The organism is Ruegeria sp. YTSC003 (assembly GCF_059609785.1).
The window spans coordinates 604,992-621,578 of the sequence record NZ_JBXWMK010000002.1 but is presented as its reverse complement, the minus strand read 5'-3'; the positions used below and the strand labels follow the sequence as shown (position 1 = coordinate 621,578).

Genomic DNA, 16,587 nt, shown 5'->3' with positions numbered 1-16,587 from the left:
CCGGGACTGAGCGTTCCTGCTAGCGCGCAAAGGGTTGAGAATCAAGCCGCCTTTGAGGTCAGGTAAAGCATGGAAGATATTCTGATCAGAGCTTTCCGCCCAGATGATGCGCCCTGGTTGGTCGAACAGCACGGCCGCCTCTATCAGCGGGACAACGGGTTTGATGACACGTTCGCGCCCCTTGTCGAAAGCATTCTGGCCGACTTCGTCACGTCACACGATCCAGCGCGCGAGAGGGGTTGGATCGCGGAGCTGGGTGGCGCGCGCATGGGCAGTATCTTTTGCGTCGCACTAGACGACCACACCGCAAAATTGCGATTGTTTTTGCTGCTGCCAGAGGCTCGTGGGAAGGGCTTGGGCAAACGTATGCTCAACACATGCATGGGGTTCGCGCGCAGCGCTGGTTATCGTGATATGGCCTTATGGACCCATGAAAGCCATCGGGCGGCCTGCGCCCTTTACAAGGCGTCGGGGTGGCAATTGACCGGCAGCAAAAAGGTTCATTCCTTTGGCCGCGATCTTGTCGAACAAAGCTGGGAATTTCGTCTTTAATCCTCTTGCAATCCGTGTGCGCGTTCGGTACATCGCCCCTCACGAGTGCCGCCTTAGCTCAGTTGGTTAGAGCGCTGGATTGTGGATCCAGAGGTCCCCTGTTCAAGCCAGGGAGGCGGTACCATCTTCCCCTGATACGCAAGCCTCCGCAGAACGTTCCTAGGAAGTTTTGACGAGAAAAAACCGGGCTTAAAACAAGCCCGGTTGTTACAGTGTTGGATTGTTTGAATTAGCGCGCCAGATTCAAACGAAACCTCATCTTGGCCTTTCTGGCGGCCGGCAGGTGGCGATTCAGTCGTTTGTTGATCAGCCCGAACACTCCGACCACCACTAGCGTCAGCAGGATGAAGTAGAAGGCCAGGATCGGGTAGGGGATGAACGGGTTGAACGTCTTGTCGGCGAAATAGCTGGCGTAGTAAAGCGCGTCGCCACGTTGCTGCCAGGCGGGGAAGGCCGAGAAGAAGACCAGCGTTGTGGCGTGAAACAAGAAGATTGCTTCGTTCGTGTACGCAGGCCACGCCAGACGTAGCATGGTGGGCCAAACGATCCGGCGGAACCGCGACCAACCCGACATACCATAGGCATCAGCGGCCTCGATATCGCCCTTGGGGATCGAGCGCAGCGCGCCATAGAAGATCTCACCGGTATAGGCGGCGGTGTTCAGGAACAGAACGATCAACGCCCCCAGCCATGCCGATGTCAGGGCGTCGAACATCGGGTAAGATTTCTTCAGCGACAGGAAGAAGAAATAGGCAAAGAAGAACTGGATGAACAGCGGTGAGCCGCGGAAGATAAAGATGAACCACTCGGAGGGTTTGCGCAGCCACTTGTTGGTAGATGCTTTACCCATTGCCACGGCGGTTGCCAGAAAGAACCCGGTGACCAGTGCCATGATGCCGAAATAGATATTCCAGATCATACCTGAACCGATCAGGGTGAATTGCTCACACAGGGTAAAATCGTTGCGCGGCAGTAGCCGCTCACCAAGGCCCAGGGAACGCAGGCCGTAGTCCTGAATGGTCTGGATGCAGCTCATGCGGTGGTCTCCTTGCGCAGAAGCTCTCCGCCCGACGTGGCCTGGCCGTGGGACAGGCGGCGCATCAGCTTTTCAAGCCCGATTTCCGAGACGCGGGTCATGCCGAGGTAGAAGATCAGCAGAGCCAGGAAGTACCACATGCGCCAATCGCCGTGGGGGTATTGCGTGAATTTTGTGGTTTTCGTGCCGCCCAATTCGCGGGCCCAATAGACGATGTCTTCGATACCAAGCAGGAACAGCAATGGAGTGGCTTTGATCAGCACCATCCACAGGTTCGACAGGCCGGGCAGGGCGTAAACCCACATTTGCGGCACGAGGATGCGCCAGAATGTCTGGCTTGGGGACAGGCCATAAGCGGCTGCTGTTTCCAGCTGCGCATGGGGAACCGCCCGCATGCCGCCAAACAGCACGTTGGCCGCAAAAGCACCGAAAACGATCGAGAATGTGATGACTGCGAGGAAGAACCCATAGGTCTCATGCACAAATTCCGGCGCGGTGCTGAGCGGTAGTTTTGCCGACTGGCAAACGATGAAGTCGTTGCCCTGGCGGATCGGGTCCGGCCAATCGGGGCAAAGGATCTTATGGCGCGTCCATTCAAAAGCCTGATCCAAGGCGATCACGAAGAACATGAAGAAGGCGATGTCCGGCACACCCCGTACAATCGCGATATAGCCCTTGCCCAGCCAGCTGACGGGGGGGATATGCGAGCGGGCGGCCATGGCACCAACGAACCCGAAACTCAACGCTACGGGCGCTGTGACGGCCAGCAACAGCAGGACCTTCAGGAACGACAGGTAGAACGACCAGTGTACGCCGTTGGTCAGATAGCAGGAAAACCAGCGGAACGTGCCCAGCGTATCGGGATCAGTGCAAAACGAGAAAATGGCGGGCCTCTTGAGGTGCTAAGGCGCAGGGGCAGCCCGCCCCGGTATTGGGGCGCGCAACCTGATTCAGATCAGAAGGTCGAGGACACTTCCCATTTGGTGATCAGCTCGTTCAGGCTGCCGTCATCCTTCATGGACTGGATGGCAGTGTTGAGCTTTTCTTTCAGATCACCGTCCGACTCGCGCACACCGATGCCGACACCACCGCCCAGCGGGACATCTTCGGCGACAAAGCGCAGGTCCGCGTCTTCATCTGCAATCGGTGCAAGGAAAGACTTGTCGGCCAGAACGGCGTCAGCTTCACCATTGCGCACGGCTGCGATGGTTTCCTCGGGGCTGGCGAACTCGACCAGAGTTGCACCGGATTCGGCAATATAACCGGCCTGAATGGTACCGGTCTGCGCCGCAATCACGCCGTTCGCGACGTCAACGTCGTCAGAGGTCGCGACATAAGCCGACGGATCAGGTGGTGTGTAGTTCTGAGTGAAATCAATCACTTCGTCGCGCTCGTCAGTGATCGACATGCCCGCGATGATGACATCATAGTTGCCCGACACCAGGTTCGGAATGATCGAATCCCAGTCGTTCTTGACCCATTCGCATTCCAGATTTGCGCGCTTGCACAGCTCGTCACCCAGCTCACGCTCAAAACCGTCGATCTCGCCAGCGTCATTGATGAAGTTCCACGGAGGGTAGGCACCCTCGGTGCCCATGCGGACCGTATCGGCCATGGCCATACCGGCGCTCAGCGCCAGTGCTGCTGTGGTCAGAATCAGGTTTTTCATTGTTACTCCCCTTTTTGGTTCTGTCCTGAATTTATGCCGCCATGGTGGCGGAGAGAAAACCCTGAAGTCGCGTGGATTCAGGGGTCGTAAAGATGTCTTCCGGCAGGCCTTCTTCTTCGATGAGGCCTTGATGCAGGAACACCACATGGCTCGAGATATCGGCAGCCATTTTCATATCGTGTGTCACGATGATCATGGTGCGGCCTTCGGCGGCCAGATCCTTGATCACTTTGATCACTTCCTGTTCCAGTTCGGGGTCCAGCGCCGATGTGGGCTCGTCGAACAGCAGGGCCTGAGGCTCCATGCACAGGCCGCGCGCAATCGCGGCGCGTTGCTGCTGACCGCCTGAAAGTTGCGCAGGGTACGCGTCGCATTTGTCGCCGATGCCGACCTTTTCCAGATACTTACGGGCGCTGTCCTCAACCTCGGCCTTGTCGCGGCCCATGACGGTCACGGGGGCCTCCATCACGTTTTGCAGGATGGTCATATGGGCCCACAGATTGAACTGCTGAAACACCATCGACAGGTTTGTGCGAATACGCAGGACCTGTTTGGGATCGGCCGGACGGCGGTTATGTGCGTTGCCAGTCCAGCGGACAGGTTCGCCCTTGAACAGAATCTCGCCCTCTTGGCTGTCTTCCAACAGGTTGCAGCAGCGCAGAAGCGTCGATTTGCCAGAACCGGACGAACCGATGAGTGAGACGACATCACCGCGTCTGGCGGTGATATCCACCCCTTTTAATACCTCAAGATTGCCAAAGCTCTTGTGTAGGTTCTTGATCTCGATGACCGGAGTGGAATCTGTCACGGGTGGTCCAGCTACTATTGGTGTTGGTGCGGTACTAGGGCTGAAATTTCAGAGCAATGCAATGCGCAAATGACACGGAACGGGCCACAAACTGTCAAATTGATCAGACGTTCTGACCAAAGTGGTCACGGATCGATCATTTTGGCAGCCTCAGGGGACGGGTCGGGAACGGCAAGGTAATGCTCGGCTGGAATGTCGATCAGACCACGCAAGTGCAGCATCTTTTGGTCGGCGGGGGAAAGATCGTTGATGGCTGCACGAACCGCCTTTGCAATCTGGGGCGCATCCTGACCGTTGGCCGTGATGTAGGGCAGGGCAGGCGAAGGTTCCGTTGCTGCGACTTCGCGAAGCTCAGGGCCCAAATTCGTGTGTTCCTTGAGCAATTCCCACGTCAGCGCATCCAGCGCGGCATAATCCGCGCGGTCTTCTGCAACAGCGGCTGCCGAAAGGGCATGACCGCCAGTTTCCAACACAGAACTTGGAAGGCGGCTGTGATGTGACAGATGAACCATGGGCGCAGCCCAACCGGACTGAGACAGCGCCTCATTGTATGCAAAGGTGCCGTTGGCAAGCTGGTCCAGATCGCGGGTATCGTCTTTTCGGGCCACGATTACAGACCGGTAGTACCCTGGCGGACAGCCTGCCAAACCGTAGTCCGGCGTACCAACAAGCTGAACTTTACCGTGCAATAGGGTGCGGTAAGGCATGCCGCAGGTTTGGGAGAAAACAAGGTCGGGGCTATGCCAGATATCCCAAACGTCGGCGCCACGTGTCAGGTGCGTGGGGCCAAAACCAAGATGCGCCCGAATCAACGACCAGAAACGATCATTGACTGGTTGCAGCGCGGGCATGTCATACATGCCCAGCATTGCAATCACGATTTGGCTGCCTTTTGCCGGGCCACGGCGGAATCGACGTCGCTGACACCCAGCAGGCTGACAACCAGACGCAGTAGCGAATCTTCTTCGCCGGTCCGATGCCCATCGGCCAGTGCGACCGACCACATCGCCTGAACCACGGCCAATCGGTCATCGTAAGCGACAGCCTCTTTGATCGCGCGGGTAAAGCGGACGGTATCGGGGGCTTCGGCTTCTAGATCCTCGGCGCTAGCGCGAAGGGCTGCGGCCTCAAAAGGGGACAGGCCATAGCGTTCCGTCGAAATCCGGTCGATTCGGGCCATTTCCGTGTCGGCATAGTCGTTGTCGGATCTGGCGATGCGAACCAGAAGGGCCGTAAGGGCCAAACGGGCGTCGTTATCGGCAAGTGGGTCGGGCTGCGGCTGCGTGAGCCGGGACAGAAAATCGCTGAACATGAATTGGTTATAGAAGCGGACTACTTCTGTTCCAAGCGCGTTTGTACCCGTTCATGCGCTTCTTGGCTGTCTTTAAAGCTCAGGCCCATGGCGATGCGGGCTTCTTCGACGATCTTCATTTCGCCTTCGTCCGAATTGCCATCGGCCAGAACGACCTCCCACAAAGCGTCCAGCGCGGCCAGACGTTCCTGCAGGTCGGTTGTTTCGCGGATCAACTTGCCGAATGTATCGGTGTCTGGCGCGGCGGCGTGCAATTTTTCGCAGGTGGCGCGGACCTTGGCGGCCTCGATCGCGTTGTGCTGATAGAGCCGCGCAAGAATGCGGTCGATCAGGCTGATTTCTTCCAGTTTGTAATCCCGATCCGCCTGCGCCACGCGCACCATCAAAGCACCCAAAGCCAGTTCGGCGTCAGGATCGGGCAAATGGTCGTGCTGTGGCGGGCGAAACGCCTGAAGGAATTTTTTCAACATGCCGCGAGGTTATTCCATATTTTGTGGCCCGCCAAGCGCTGACTACCCGTCATAGCCCTGAATGGTCACAACTTTGCCGGTATCCGCTTGTATCGGTATCTACCCTCTGGCTAGGCGCCTGACTGCAGCGCCTGTTTCGCTTGTTCCTGCAGCCAGCCGAGCATCTTCCGATACGGCACAGGCCCATAACTGATCCGGGCGACGCCCAGCGACGCAAGCGTCGCGGTATCCGGCGTCCCGGGCAGGGCAATGATATTCACAGGTAGATCAGTCGATTCGCAAAGCCGGGCGATCATGTCCTCATCCTTGAGGCCGGGTGCAAAGAATCCGTTGGCACCCGCGTCGGCATAGGCTTTGGCGCGGGCCATCGCATCGTCGAGCATCGCCTCGTCATGCGTTTCCGGCGCAGCCTTCAGGAAGATGTCCGTTCTGGCGTTGATAAAAGCAGGGACGCCAGCGACGTCACACCCTTCGCGCATCGCACCAACGCGGGCGGCTTGGGTTTCGATGTCGTATAGGTCCTTGGTGCCGACAATCTGGTCTTCGAAGTTGAAGCCGACGACACCTGTTTCAAGTGCACTTTGGACATTGGCGATGATTCCCACCGCGTCCTCGGCATAGGCCCCCTCGAAATCCAAAGAAACAGGAAGGTCTACGGCGCTGACGATTCGGCCGGCGTTGTCCAAAGCGACATCCAGCGGGATGTTCTGGCCGTCGCCAAACCCCTGCGCCATTGCAACGGGTGCGCTGCCGGTCGCCAATGCCATGGCGCCTGCATCCCGCACGGCACCGGCGCTGCCAGCGTCCCAGATGTTAAAAAGGATGACCGGATCGCCCTTTTTGTGCAGGGCCGCAAAGGTTTCTGCGTTTTGGATTTGATCGGTCATTTGGGCCTCTCCTGTCATCATTTACTTAACAGTAACCACTTGGAACCGTGCCCGAGTAGTGTTTTTTGGCCGCACACCGTCACTTTGCGGTGACGAACGAAAATGGGCCAACATTTGTTGGCCCGAATCCTTCGACATGGTGAGATCAGTTGCTGAGGAGTCAGTCTTCGCCGGCTGTGCTCGACACGTATCGAGCGCTGAACGCCGGCTCACCCAATCGTTTGAGCAGCGACAATTCGGTCTCCAGCCACGCCTTGTGACCTTCTTCTTCCAGCAGAATTCGCTCAAACAGGGTTCGGGTTCCCACGTCACCGGCCTCAGCCGCCTGTGCCGCAGCTTGGGTGTAGAAGTCGATGGCTTCCATTTCATCCTTCAGGTCCGCGGTAAACATCTCTTCCAGGTCGTCCGCCGCCTTTGGGTTTTTCTGAAGCTCAAGCTCTGGCTTTGCGCCAAGGAAAAGAATGCGTTCGATATAGGCATCAGAATGCCCCAACTCTTCCTGCATCTCGCCTCGCATCTTCTCGGCCAGGATGTCCAAACCCCAATCGTTCAGTACATGCGAATGCAGCTGGTATTGATGCGCTGCGGTCATTTCCATGTGAAGCGCTTGTTGGAGGTTTGTTATCGTTGTCGCATTGCTCATCTGAAAACTCCTAAATCTTTGAACTGCATCCATGGTGCACGGCAGGTGGACCTGCTTGTTCAAATAGTTAGGAGGTTACACCCCACAAAACAATGCGGGGTGACAGTCCGACACAGACACCACTTAAACGAGGCGCGAGGTGTCTTTCGCTGCGCGCACAAAGTCGCGGAACAGGGGGTGTGGATCAAATGGCTTGGACTTCAGTTCCGGATGGTACTGTACGCCGATGAACCACGGATGGTCTGACCATTCTACGATTTCCGGCAGACGGCCATCGGGCGACATCCCCGAGAAGTTCAAGCCAGCTTTTTCCAGCTTGTCGCGGTACTTGATGTCCACCTCATAACGGTGCCGGTGGCGTTCTTCGATATTGGTGCCGCCGTATACCTCTGCCACTTTCGAGCCATCGGCCAGTACCGCGTCATAGGCGCCCAAACGCATGGTACCGCCTTTATCGTCACCGACCTTGCGTTCGACCTTGTGATTGCCCTGCACCCATTCTTTCAGGTGATAAACAACAGGCTCAAAACGTTTTTTGCCCGCTTCGTGGTCGAACTCTTCTGAGCCCGCCTCTGTGATGCCAGCGGCGTTGCGGGCTGCTTCGATTACAGCCATCTGCATACCAAGGCAGATTCCCAGGTAGGGCACTTTGTGTTCGCGCGCGTATTGCGCGGCTTTGATCTTGCCTTCAGTGCCGCGTTCGCCAAATCCACCGGGAACGAGGATCGCGTGGAAGCCTTCCAGATGCGGGGCTGCGTCTTCGGTATCAAATACCTCGGCATCGACCCACTCGACCTTTACGCGAACCCGGTTGGCCATACCGCCATGGGTCAGGGCCTCGGCAATCGACTTATAGGCATCTTCAAGCTGCGTGTATTTGCCGACGATGGCGACTTTGACTTCGCCTTCAGCATTGTGGATGCGGTCGCTGACATCTTCCCATTTTGTCAGATCGGGCTTGGGGGCAGGGCTGATCTGGAACGCATCCAGAACCGCCTGATCCAGTCCTTCGCGGTGATAGGCCAGTGGGGCGTCATAAATGGTCGACAGATCCTGTGCCGCGATCACGCTGTCGGGGCGCACGTTACAGAACAACGCCAACTTTTCGCGTTCTTTGACCGGGATGGGACCCTCGGAGCGACAGACCAGAATGTCAGGGGCCAGACCGATCGAGCGCAGCTCTTTCACCGAGTGCTGCGTCGGCTTGGTTTTCAATTCGCCCGAGGCCTTGATGTAAGGTAGCAAGGTCAAGTGCATGAACAGGCATTGGCCGCGTGGCTTATCCTGGCTGAACTGACGGATGGCTTCGAAGAAGGGTAGGCCTTCGATATCGCCGACTGTGCCGCCAATCTCGCACAGCATGAAATCGACCTCATCCTCACCGATCGAGATAAAGTCTTTGATCTCGTTGGTGACGTGCGGAATCACCTGAATGGTCTTGCCCAGATAGTCGCCGCGGCGCTCTTTCTCGAGTACGTTGGAATAAATCCGACCCGAACTGACCGAGTCGGTTTTGCGCGCTGCCACACCGGTGAAACGTTCGTAGTGACCAAGATCCAGGTCGGTTTCGGCTCCGTCATCGGTCACGAACACTTCGCCATGCTCGAACGGTGACATCGTGCCGGGGTCAACGTTGAGATAGGGGTCCAGCTTGCGCAGACGTACCGAATACCCTCGGGCCTGCAACAGCGCGCCCAAAGCCGCCGAAGCCAGTCCTTTACCCAAAGACGAAACCACACCACCAGTGATGAAAATAAAACGCGCCATGTTTTCGGCTGCTCCCGTGAGACGTCAAAATCAGCTGCCCGACGGTTCCGAAAAACCGCTGCACCACGGGACTTCACATATAAAGGATTCGCGCCGATAGCGCAAGAGAACCGCAAGATGCTGTTGCAGTTCTCTTTCAAGTTTCTAGGTTTTGTGGATCAGTTGGCTTGTGGGATCAGCGGCGCGTTGTCGCCATCTGCCGGAGGCAGCAGATCGTCAGCCGACGGAACCGCAGGTGTGCTTTCCTCGGTCGGTGCTGGTGCCGGAACGCCCAAACGGTCGATCACCGAACTGCCCGAGGATTTCTGAGCGGCCAGAATGGTCAGCGTGATTGAAGTCACGATGAAACAAGCGGCCAGGATCCACGTCACCTTGCCCAAAGCAGTCGCTGCGGCGCGTCCGGTCATGGCGCCGCCGCCCCCGCCGCCCATGCCAAGGCCACCGCCTTCGGACCGCTGCATCAGAACAACGGCAATCAGGCCAAGGGCCAGGAGGAGGTGGATGATGAGAACGACGTTTTCCATGGTGTTCCTGTACAGCGTGGCGTGTATCGCGTGGTACTTATGCAAGTTTGCCAGCGGGGGCAAGTGAGGAGTTGGCATCAAGATCGGTGATGTTCCGGATCACGGCAAAGGGACTGGACAGCATGGCCGCACCTCGCGCAGGCTGCGGCCATGCCACATGATGATCACGACCACCCGCACACCCTTTTGCCACCTGATCCTGCGCTGCGGGTAAAGGCGCTGGAAACGATTCTGACTCGTAAAGGTCTGATCGATCCGGCGGCGCTGGATGAAATTATTGATACCTATCAGAACAAGATAGGTCCGCAGAATGGCGCGCGGGTCGTTGCAAAAGCCTGGACCGACCCGGACTTCAAAGCCGCATTACTGAAAGATGCCACATCGGTTGTCGCCGATCTGGGTTATTACGGGCGTCAGGGCGAACACATGGTTGTCGTCGCAAATACCCATGAACAGCACAACATGGTCGTATGCACCCTGTGCAGCTGTTACCCGTGGCCGCTGCTTGGTATTCCGCCGGGTTGGTACAAATCCGATGCGTATCGGGCGCGGGCTGTGCGTGAGCCGCGCAAGGTTCTGGCGGAATTTGGTGTGACCCTGCCCGAAACTTCCTCAGTTCGCGTTTGGGATTCGACGGCCGAGGTGCGGTACCTTGTGCTTCCGATGCGGCCAGAAGACACGGATGGCTTAACAGAAGACGAGTTGGCGGCGCTTGTCACACGCGACAGCATGATCGGAACCGGTTTGCCAAAGGTGCCATCATGACCCGAGTTCACGATATGGGCGGGCGCTTTGGCGATGGGCCTGTGCTCCCTGAACCCGAAGATGCCCCGGTCTTTGCCGAAGACTGGCATGCAAGGGCATTGGCCGTAACACTGGCAGCGGGATCGCTTGGGCAGTGGAACATCGACGTATCCCGGCATGCGCGCGAGAGATTGTCGCCTAAGGACTACGCCCGTTATTCTTATTATGAGAAATGGATTTCGGGGCTTGCGGACCTTCTCGTCGAAACAGGCGTGCTGACAGATGAGGATCTGCGCGGCGAGACAGACGGCGACAATCACCCCCTGGCAAGCCGCGTGCTGAAGTCTGACGCGGTTGCGAAAGTGTTGGCCAGCGGCGGGCCTGCGGATCGCCCTTCAAATGTGCGGGTGAAATTTGAACCGGGGCAAAAAGTTGTGACCGCCCGTCAAGCCGCGAACCGCCTTGTCGACGGCGGGCATACGCGTTTGCCCATGTACGCCACCGGGGCAAAAGGGCGCATCCTTATGATGCACGGAACGCATGTGCTGCCGGACTCTAGTGCTCATAGGTTGGGGGATGCACCCGAGCCGCTTTACGCCGTGGTCTTTCCGGCATCCGAGCTTTGGGCCAATCCCGAACACTCGCAGGATGAAGTTGTTTTGGATCTTTGGCAAAGCTATCTGGATCCCGCATGAGCGACTGCATAACTCATACTGCCCCCGAGCCAGCCTTCGCAGAGCCCTGGCACGCTCAGGTCTTTGCTGTGACGGTTGCTCTAAACGAGGCCGGACGGTTCGACTGGCCGGATTGGGCGGCGCGCTTTTCGGCCACCTTGAAGCGGAACGGTTTGGATCGTGAACTGAATGGTGGGGATGACTACTTTTTTGCCTGGCTGGAAACGCTCGAGGCGTTTTTGGCCGAGCAAGGTGTCGCAGCTCCAGATGAAGTGGTCCAATTTCGCGACAAGTGGGAAGAGGCTTATTTGACCACCTCTCATGGACAGCCGGTGCGGTTGGCCAAGGGGTAGGGGGCTCTGCACTCGTTGCCCGTGCCGGGCACTTCCCCCGGGGGTATCTTCAGCCAGATGAAGCGGGGGATCCGTTTCTTCACCTGGCCAAAAATATCCCCGCCGGAGGCATCGTGCGCAGCACGATCTCTGCATGCGTCGAATTACCGGTTTCCCTGTCGCTTTCCCCCCGTTATACGAGCCGAGTTTGATAACTCAGCGCAAAAGGACCGGATATGGCCAATGTGGTTGTTGTCGGCGCCCAGTGGGGTGACGAAGGAAAAGGCAAGATCGTCGACTGGCTCAGCGAGCGTGCAGACGTGATTGCACGCTTTCAGGGCGGACATAACGCCGGGCACACGCTGGTCATCGACGGAGAAGTATACAAGCTGCACGCGCTGCCGTCGGGTGTTGTGCGTGGCGGCAAGTTGAGTGTCATCGGCAACGGTGTCGTTCTGGACCCATGGCACCTAATCAAAGAGATCGGAACCATCCAGGCGCAGGGCGTTGAAATCACCCCTGAAAACCTGATGATTGCGGAAAACACACCGTTGATCCTGCCCTTCCACGGGGAACTGGATCGGGCACGTGAAAGTCAAAACTCGGTTGCGAAAATCGGGACGACCGGTCGCGGAATTGGTCCTTGTTACGAAGACAAGGTTGGTCGCCGCGTGATCCGTGTGGCTGATCTGGCTGACGATGCAACGCTGGCATTGCGAGTTGATCGCGCTCTGGTTCACCACAATGCGCTGCGAAACGGGCTTGGACTGGAGCCAATTGACCGAAATGCACTGATTGCCCAGCTGAAAGAGATCGCGCCAAAAATCCTACCCTTTGCCGCGCCGGTTTGGAAAGTGCTGAACGAAAAGCGCAAGGCTGGCAAACGCATCCTGTTCGAGGGCGCACAGGGGGCGCTGCTGGATATCGACTTCGGTACATATCCGTTTGTAACCTCGTCCAACGTCATTGCCGGTCAGGCATCAACAGGCGTCGGCATCGGTCCCGGTTCGATTGACTTCGTTCTGGGCATTGTCAAAGCCTATACAACCCGCGTGGGTGAGGGCCCGTTCCCAACCGAGTTGGACGACGACGATGGTCAGCGGCTTGGTGAGCGCGGGCACGAGTTCGGGACCACCACGGGCCGTAAGCGCCGTTGTGGGTGGTTTGACGCCTGCCTTGTGCGCCAGACCTGTGCGACCAGCGGTGTGAACGGCATCTCGCTGACCAAGCTGGATGTTCTGGACGGTTTCGAGACCCTGAAAATCTGCGTTGGGTATGAGCTGGACGGCGAACGTCTGGACTACCTTCCGACGGCCGCGGATCAACAGGCGCGCTGCAAACCGATTTACGAAGAGATGCCGGGTTGGAGCGAATCCACCGAAGGGGCGCGCAGCTGGGCGGATCTGCCGGCCAATGCCATCAAATACGTGCGCCGGGTCGAAGAGCTGATCGATTGCCCTGTCGCCCTTTTGTCCACCAGCCCGGAGCGGGATGACACCATTTTGGTGACTGACCCGTTTGCAGACTGATGGCAGAGGAACAGAAACGAGGCCTCAGCTATAAAGCGCGCCGTCGCTGGTCACTAGTGCTGCTGCTGGTTGGGTTGCCTCTTTATATTGTGGCGGTCGTGACGGTTGTGAATTGGCTAGACCGCCCGCCGCTCTGGCTTGAGCTGCTAGTCTATATCGGTCTGGGCATCGTGTGGGCCTTGCCTTTCAAATTCGTGTTCAAAGGCGTTGGGCAAGCAGACCCGGATCAGTCGCAAGACTGAGAGGGCGATTCATTTCCCGTACAAAAAAGGGCCGATGATTGCATCGGCCCCGTTTCTTTTGATTTTCTTAAGTTCAGCCTGCAGCGCGCTCGTCATCGGGGCGGAACCCGATCTGTGTTGAGGCGGCAAAACGACCACCACCGGCTTTTTCGATCTTGCCGTCCCGAAGCAATTGACCGAACGAGCGCAGGCTTTCTTCGCGGTTGAAGTCGTCCTGCTTGAGTGAGCGGATCTTATTCATCAGCTGCGGGCGCGAGAATTGTTCCTGACCTTCGATGAACGACAGGTAAGCGGCGGCAGCCTCTAACAGGTCAGGCAGAGATTGTGCACCTTGTTCCTGTGCAAAAAGGGCAAAACCACCTTCTTCGTTGGAATCGTCGGCTTCGTCTTCTGATTTGGACGTGACGCGGCGGGGGGTCACGGGGCCGGCGTCCTGTTCATTTGTGTCAACCCGCTGTTCTGCAACCAGCTTCAAGGGGGATGAAGTGTCGGATTGCGGGCGCATGCTGGTGACTTGAATCTCGGGGCGGCGCGGGCTTACGACCGACGTCAGATCGCCACGATATCCGCTTTCTTCGGAGTCTTCGTCCCGCGGCTGGTTCCCGCGCTCAGCTTCGGTCGCAGCGACTGCCGTGCGCAGATGTGAATATGTTTCGCGCTGCGTGCTGGTCGCCGGGTCATCCATCTGGCTGTCCGCCTTGTCCATCAGGCGGGACAAATCCTGATCCAGGGCCGTTTCGTTCGGTGATTGACCACCCATTGCGGCCTCAACCTTCGAGATCTCGCTTAGAACATTGGCCTCATCCTCGGCGGTCAGATAACCCTCTTGGGTCTCTGCGACTTCATCTATCAGATCCTCTTCGGTCTCTTCGCTCAGGATATTGACGGGCTCATCAGTTTCGGTCGTTTCCTCAAGATCGGTGAACAGCGCCGAGGGTGCAGGCGCCTCTTCCTCGTCTTCATAATCTGCGTCCTGCTGCATCGAGAATGGCTGCACGGATTCTACCGGTTCTTCCGTTGCTTCGGCCTCTGCCGCTGGCGCTGCCACGGCGGGGGTATCCGCGATTTCTTCTGCTTCAAAAGCCGGCGCCATCGGTTCAACAGCTGCGTCGGGCTTGTCCGTTTCCGAAAGGTCCGATGCGTCGAGCGAGCCTGCCTCAAACGCGGCGGCGATCGCATCCATCGGTGCAGCTGGCTGACTACCCAGGCTTGCGTCCTCGTCTTCTGTATAAATCACCGAGTTTTCTTCGGAATGCGTAACGACGGCGCGGATGCGCTGCAGTTTGGCGGCAATGCTGTCCGCAGCCGGGGCAGGCGCGCTTTCGACCGGCACGGCGTCAGCGAAAAACGAGTCGGCCCGTTGTGCAGGGGGGGGGGCACTGTGGCTCATCACATGGGGGTCTGCTTGCGCAGCGGTTGGAACCGCAGCAGGGGCTGGCTTTGCAGCCTGCTGGGTTGCACGCAGCAACAGGCCGGAATCGCTCTGGCTGGCTTCTACATGTTTTGCGGCGTCGCGCCGTGCGATCCGGGTCAGCATTTCTGCGTCAGGTTGCGGGGGTTCAGAACCAAAATACCGATCATCGGCAGAAAGATCGCGGAAGTATTCAGCGATTGCCTTCATCGTTTCGAATGAATCGTCGAATCCTTCCAAAGTGCAGGAGAAGGTTCCATAAGAAACGGTCAATACCTTGTTGTTCTGTACCATCAGACGCACGTCCTCTACAAACTACGAGAGCCAACCACCTTATGCAGGCACACCCATTGGCTCTGAACTCTCTGCATGAACCTATCATTTTGTGGTCTCAATGTGTCCAAATCCGGGAAAAATGATCAATCTAAGTAAAAATCGCCCAATTGTGCGGTCATTTGAGCCAATCGCACTGGTCGGAGGCGGGGAAATCGGCCCTGACGACCTAAATGTGATGCTGATTCGCGCCAAGACGGTTGTGGCGGCCGATGGTGGGGCCGCCCCTTTGGTAGAATCAGGTCGCATTCCGGATGCCGTGATTGGCGATTTCGATTCGCTGGACAGCCGGCACAAAGACCAAATTCCGGTGGACCGGTTGTATCCTATACGGGAACAAAACAGCACGGATTTTGACAAGGCTCTGCGCAGCATCGAAGCGCCTGTCGTGTTGGGGGCCGGGTTCCTGGGCGGGCGGCTGGATCATCAGCTTGCTGTTCTTAACACATTGGTCCAGAGGCAGGATCGCCCCTGCGTCTTATTGGGTGAGACTGAAGTCGTCTTTCACGCGCCGCCGCGGGTTTCCCTTAGTATCACACCCGGCGATGTCGTTTCACTGTTTCCGTTCCAACGGGTAACCGGTGCCAGCAAAGGCCTTGAATGGGCAATCGACGATCTGGTGATGGAACCAGGCGGGCAGGTAGGCACATCCAACCGCGCGCTGGCGGATGTTGAACTGACGGTGGATGCGCCGGGATTGCTGGTGATGGTGCCAAGATACGCGCTGGATCAGGTTATGCAGGCGTTTGTGTCGGGGCAGACCGGGCGCTGGCCCGCTCGCGCAGAATGACATACAGGCCCGCGGCGACGGTGATGCCGATGCCGACGGCGGCCATGCTGTCCGGAAGGTCATGGAAGATCAACCAGCCAAAGAACGTGGCCACTGGGATCTCAAGATATTGCATGGGGGCCAGCGTGGCGGACGGCGCGTAGCGCAACGACCAAGTCATGAACAGATGCGCGACTGTGCCCAAGACACCGACCCCGATCAGCAGCAGGTGGCTTTCGCGCTCGGGAACAATGAAGGACAGCTCCCAAATATTGCCGAGTGTTCCCAGCGCCAGTACCGGCAGCAGCAGAACCGTCGCCATCACTCCAGATACAGCCTGCAAGGCAATCGGATCGGTGTCCTTGGCAATCTGTCGTGTCACCAGCATGAAAAGGGCAAAGGCCACCGCAACGACCAAGGGCAACAGAGCTGCGGCGCCAACCTGAACAAAGCTGGGCTGGATGACCAGCAGAGTGCCCGCGAACCCGACACCGCAGGCGATCAGGCGGCGCATACCAACCTCTTCACCCAGCACGCACTTGCCCAGCAACAGCATGATGAAGGGCATGACAAAGGCGATGGCGACCGCGTCCGCCAGCGGCAGGTACTGCAGTGCGCTGAACATTGCCGCGATAGCAATGATGTGCAGAACTGTTCGGATAAGCGCCAGCCAGACAAGATGTCCGCGCATGCGCCAGTGCCGACCGGTCAGGGCCACCAAGGGTATCAGGATCAACGACTGAACGGCAAAGCGGATGAACACCAAAACGCCGACCGGTGTCGTCCCACCCAACAGCTTGGCGATGGAATCGCCCATCGGTGCAATCACGCAAAAACACAGCATCAAGAAGATGCCAAAGACGGGACGATCCTGGGTCATGCGGC

At 57.8% G+C, this 16,587-nt stretch carries 20 protein-coding genes and 1 tRNA gene; 8 read left to right on the top strand and 13 right to left on the bottom strand.

What is annotated here, in order from left to right; genetic code table 11:
- The first annotated feature begins 69 nt into the window (after positions 1 to 69).
- Both AC2FFH_RS06810 and AC2FFH_RS06805 read left to right on the top strand, forming a co-directional pair.
- Entirely contained in the window at positions 70 to 552 is a 483-nt protein-coding gene (locus AC2FFH_RS06810) for a GNAT family N-acetyltransferase (protein ID WP_496766839.1), read from the top strand.
- Between the two features lie 47 nt (positions 553 to 599).
- Positions 600 to 676: transfer RNA gene (locus tag AC2FFH_RS06805), tRNA-His, on the top strand.
- A 105-nt stretch (positions 677 to 781) separates the two neighbouring features.
- On the opposite strand, the gene AC2FFH_RS06800 is transcribed toward AC2FFH_RS06805, so the two are convergent.
- The 11 genes from AC2FFH_RS06800 to secG form a co-directional block, all read right to left on the bottom strand.
- The gene (locus tag AC2FFH_RS06800; protein ID WP_496738807.1) at positions 782 to 1,588 is read right to left on the bottom strand and encodes an ABC transporter permease; all 807 of its coding nucleotides are present in this window, start codon (positions 1,586 to 1,588) and stop codon (positions 782 to 784) included.
- Positions 1,585 to 2,472, bottom strand: a complete 888-nt coding sequence (locus AC2FFH_RS06795; RefSeq protein WP_108858966.1) for an ABC transporter permease — start codon at positions 2,470 to 2,472, stop codon at positions 1,585 to 1,587. The genes AC2FFH_RS06800 and AC2FFH_RS06795 overlap by 4 nt, the downstream gene beginning before the upstream one ends.
- 71 nt (positions 2,473 to 2,543) lie before the next feature.
- Positions 2,544 to 3,257 carry a transporter substrate-binding domain-containing protein gene (locus tag AC2FFH_RS06790; protein ID WP_496722119.1) on the bottom strand — a complete coding sequence of 238 codons (714 nt, stop codon included), beginning with the start codon at positions 3,255 to 3,257 and terminating at the stop codon, positions 2,544 to 2,546.
- A 31-nt stretch (positions 3,258 to 3,288) separates the two neighbouring features.
- A complete protein-coding gene (locus AC2FFH_RS06785; RefSeq protein ID WP_496844028.1) occupies positions 3,289 to 4,065 on the bottom strand; it encodes an ABC transporter ATP-binding protein in 777 nt (258 codons plus the stop codon).
- A gap of 125 nt (positions 4,066 to 4,190) precedes the next feature.
- On the bottom strand, positions 4,191 to 4,943 hold the full coding sequence (locus AC2FFH_RS06780) for a phosphate/phosphite/phosphonate ABC transporter substrate-binding protein (RefSeq protein WP_496844027.1): 753 nt from the start codon (positions 4,941 to 4,943) through the stop codon (positions 4,191 to 4,193).
- Entirely contained in the window at positions 4,940 to 5,377 is a 438-nt protein-coding gene (locus tag AC2FFH_RS06775; protein ID WP_496844026.1) for a tellurite resistance TerB family protein, read from the bottom strand. Before AC2FFH_RS06775 ends, AC2FFH_RS06780 begins: the two co-directional genes overlap by 4 nt.
- Positions 5,378 to 5,397: 20 nt before the next feature.
- Entirely contained in the window at positions 5,398 to 5,847 is a 450-nt protein-coding gene (locus AC2FFH_RS06770; RefSeq protein ID WP_058276107.1) for a tellurite resistance TerB family protein, read from the bottom strand.
- 110 nt (positions 5,848 to 5,957) lie between these two features.
- Complete coding sequence (locus tag AC2FFH_RS06765) at positions 5,958 to 6,734, bottom strand: isocitrate lyase/PEP mutase family protein (protein WP_058276116.1); 777 nt, start codon at positions 6,732 to 6,734, stop codon at positions 5,958 to 5,960.
- A 160-nt stretch (positions 6,735 to 6,894) separates the two neighbouring features.
- On the bottom strand, positions 6,895 to 7,377 hold the full coding sequence (locus AC2FFH_RS06760) for a bacterioferritin (RefSeq protein WP_496722126.1): 483 nt from the start codon (positions 7,375 to 7,377) through the stop codon (positions 6,895 to 6,897).
- 123 nt (positions 7,378 to 7,500) lie between these two features.
- Positions 7,501 to 9,144 (bottom strand): CTP synthase, encoded by a 1,644-nt coding sequence (pyrG, locus tag AC2FFH_RS06755; RefSeq protein ID WP_496844025.1) that lies wholly within the window; start codon positions 9,142 to 9,144, stop codon positions 7,501 to 7,503.
- Between the two features lie 158 nt (positions 9,145 to 9,302).
- A complete protein-coding gene (secG, locus tag AC2FFH_RS06750) occupies positions 9,303 to 9,668 on the bottom strand; it encodes a preprotein translocase subunit SecG (protein WP_058276104.1) in 366 nt (121 codons plus the stop codon).
- Positions 9,669 to 9,818: 150 nt separating this feature from the next.
- Between secG and nthA the strand changes: the two genes are divergently transcribed.
- The 5 genes from nthA to AC2FFH_RS06725 all read left to right on the top strand — a co-directional run bounded on the left by nthA (position 9,819) and on the right by AC2FFH_RS06725 (position 13,189).
- Entirely contained in the window at positions 9,819 to 10,433 is a 615-nt protein-coding gene (gene nthA / locus AC2FFH_RS06745; RefSeq protein WP_496766835.1) for a nitrile hydratase subunit alpha, read from the top strand.
- The gene (nthB, locus tag AC2FFH_RS06740) at positions 10,430 to 11,107 is read left to right on the top strand and encodes a nitrile hydratase subunit beta (protein ID WP_496844024.1); all 678 of its coding nucleotides are present in this window, start codon (positions 10,430 to 10,432) and stop codon (positions 11,105 to 11,107) included. Before nthA ends, nthB begins: the two co-directional genes overlap by 4 nt.
- A complete protein-coding gene (locus AC2FFH_RS06735) occupies positions 11,104 to 11,439 on the top strand; it encodes a nitrile hydratase accessory protein (protein ID WP_496844023.1) in 336 nt (111 codons plus the stop codon). The genes nthB and AC2FFH_RS06735 overlap by 4 nt, the downstream gene beginning before the upstream one ends.
- A 215-nt stretch (positions 11,440 to 11,654) precedes the next feature.
- Complete coding sequence (locus tag AC2FFH_RS06730; protein ID WP_496722134.1) at positions 11,655 to 12,947, top strand: adenylosuccinate synthase; 1,293 nt, start codon at positions 11,655 to 11,657, stop codon at positions 12,945 to 12,947.
- The gene (locus AC2FFH_RS06725) at positions 12,947 to 13,189 is read left to right on the top strand and encodes a DUF2842 domain-containing protein (protein WP_496722135.1); all 243 of its coding nucleotides are present in this window, start codon (positions 12,947 to 12,949) and stop codon (positions 13,187 to 13,189) included. Before AC2FFH_RS06730 ends, AC2FFH_RS06725 begins: the two co-directional genes overlap by 1 nt.
- A 73-nt stretch (positions 13,190 to 13,262) precedes the next feature.
- Here the strand turns inward: AC2FFH_RS06725 and AC2FFH_RS06720 are convergent, their stop codons facing one another.
- Positions 13,263 to 14,894: a hypothetical protein gene (locus AC2FFH_RS06720; RefSeq protein WP_496844022.1), complete on the bottom strand. Its 1,632-nt coding sequence runs from the start codon at positions 14,892 to 14,894 to the stop codon at positions 13,263 to 13,265.
- A 121-nt stretch (positions 14,895 to 15,015) separates the two neighbouring features.
- On the opposite strand from AC2FFH_RS06720, the gene AC2FFH_RS06715 reads away from it, so the two are divergent.
- Complete coding sequence (locus AC2FFH_RS06715; RefSeq protein ID WP_496766830.1) at positions 15,016 to 15,723, top strand: thiamine diphosphokinase; 708 nt, start codon at positions 15,016 to 15,018, stop codon at positions 15,721 to 15,723.
- Here AC2FFH_RS06715 and AC2FFH_RS06710 read toward each other — a convergent pair.
- Positions 15,668 to 16,582 carry a DMT family transporter gene (locus AC2FFH_RS06710; protein WP_496722141.1) on the bottom strand — a complete coding sequence of 305 codons (915 nt, stop codon included), beginning with the start codon at positions 16,580 to 16,582 and terminating at the stop codon, positions 15,668 to 15,670. The two genes, AC2FFH_RS06715 and AC2FFH_RS06710, sit on opposite strands and share 56 nt — an antisense overlap.
- Positions 16,583 to 16,587: the final 5 nt, after the last annotated feature.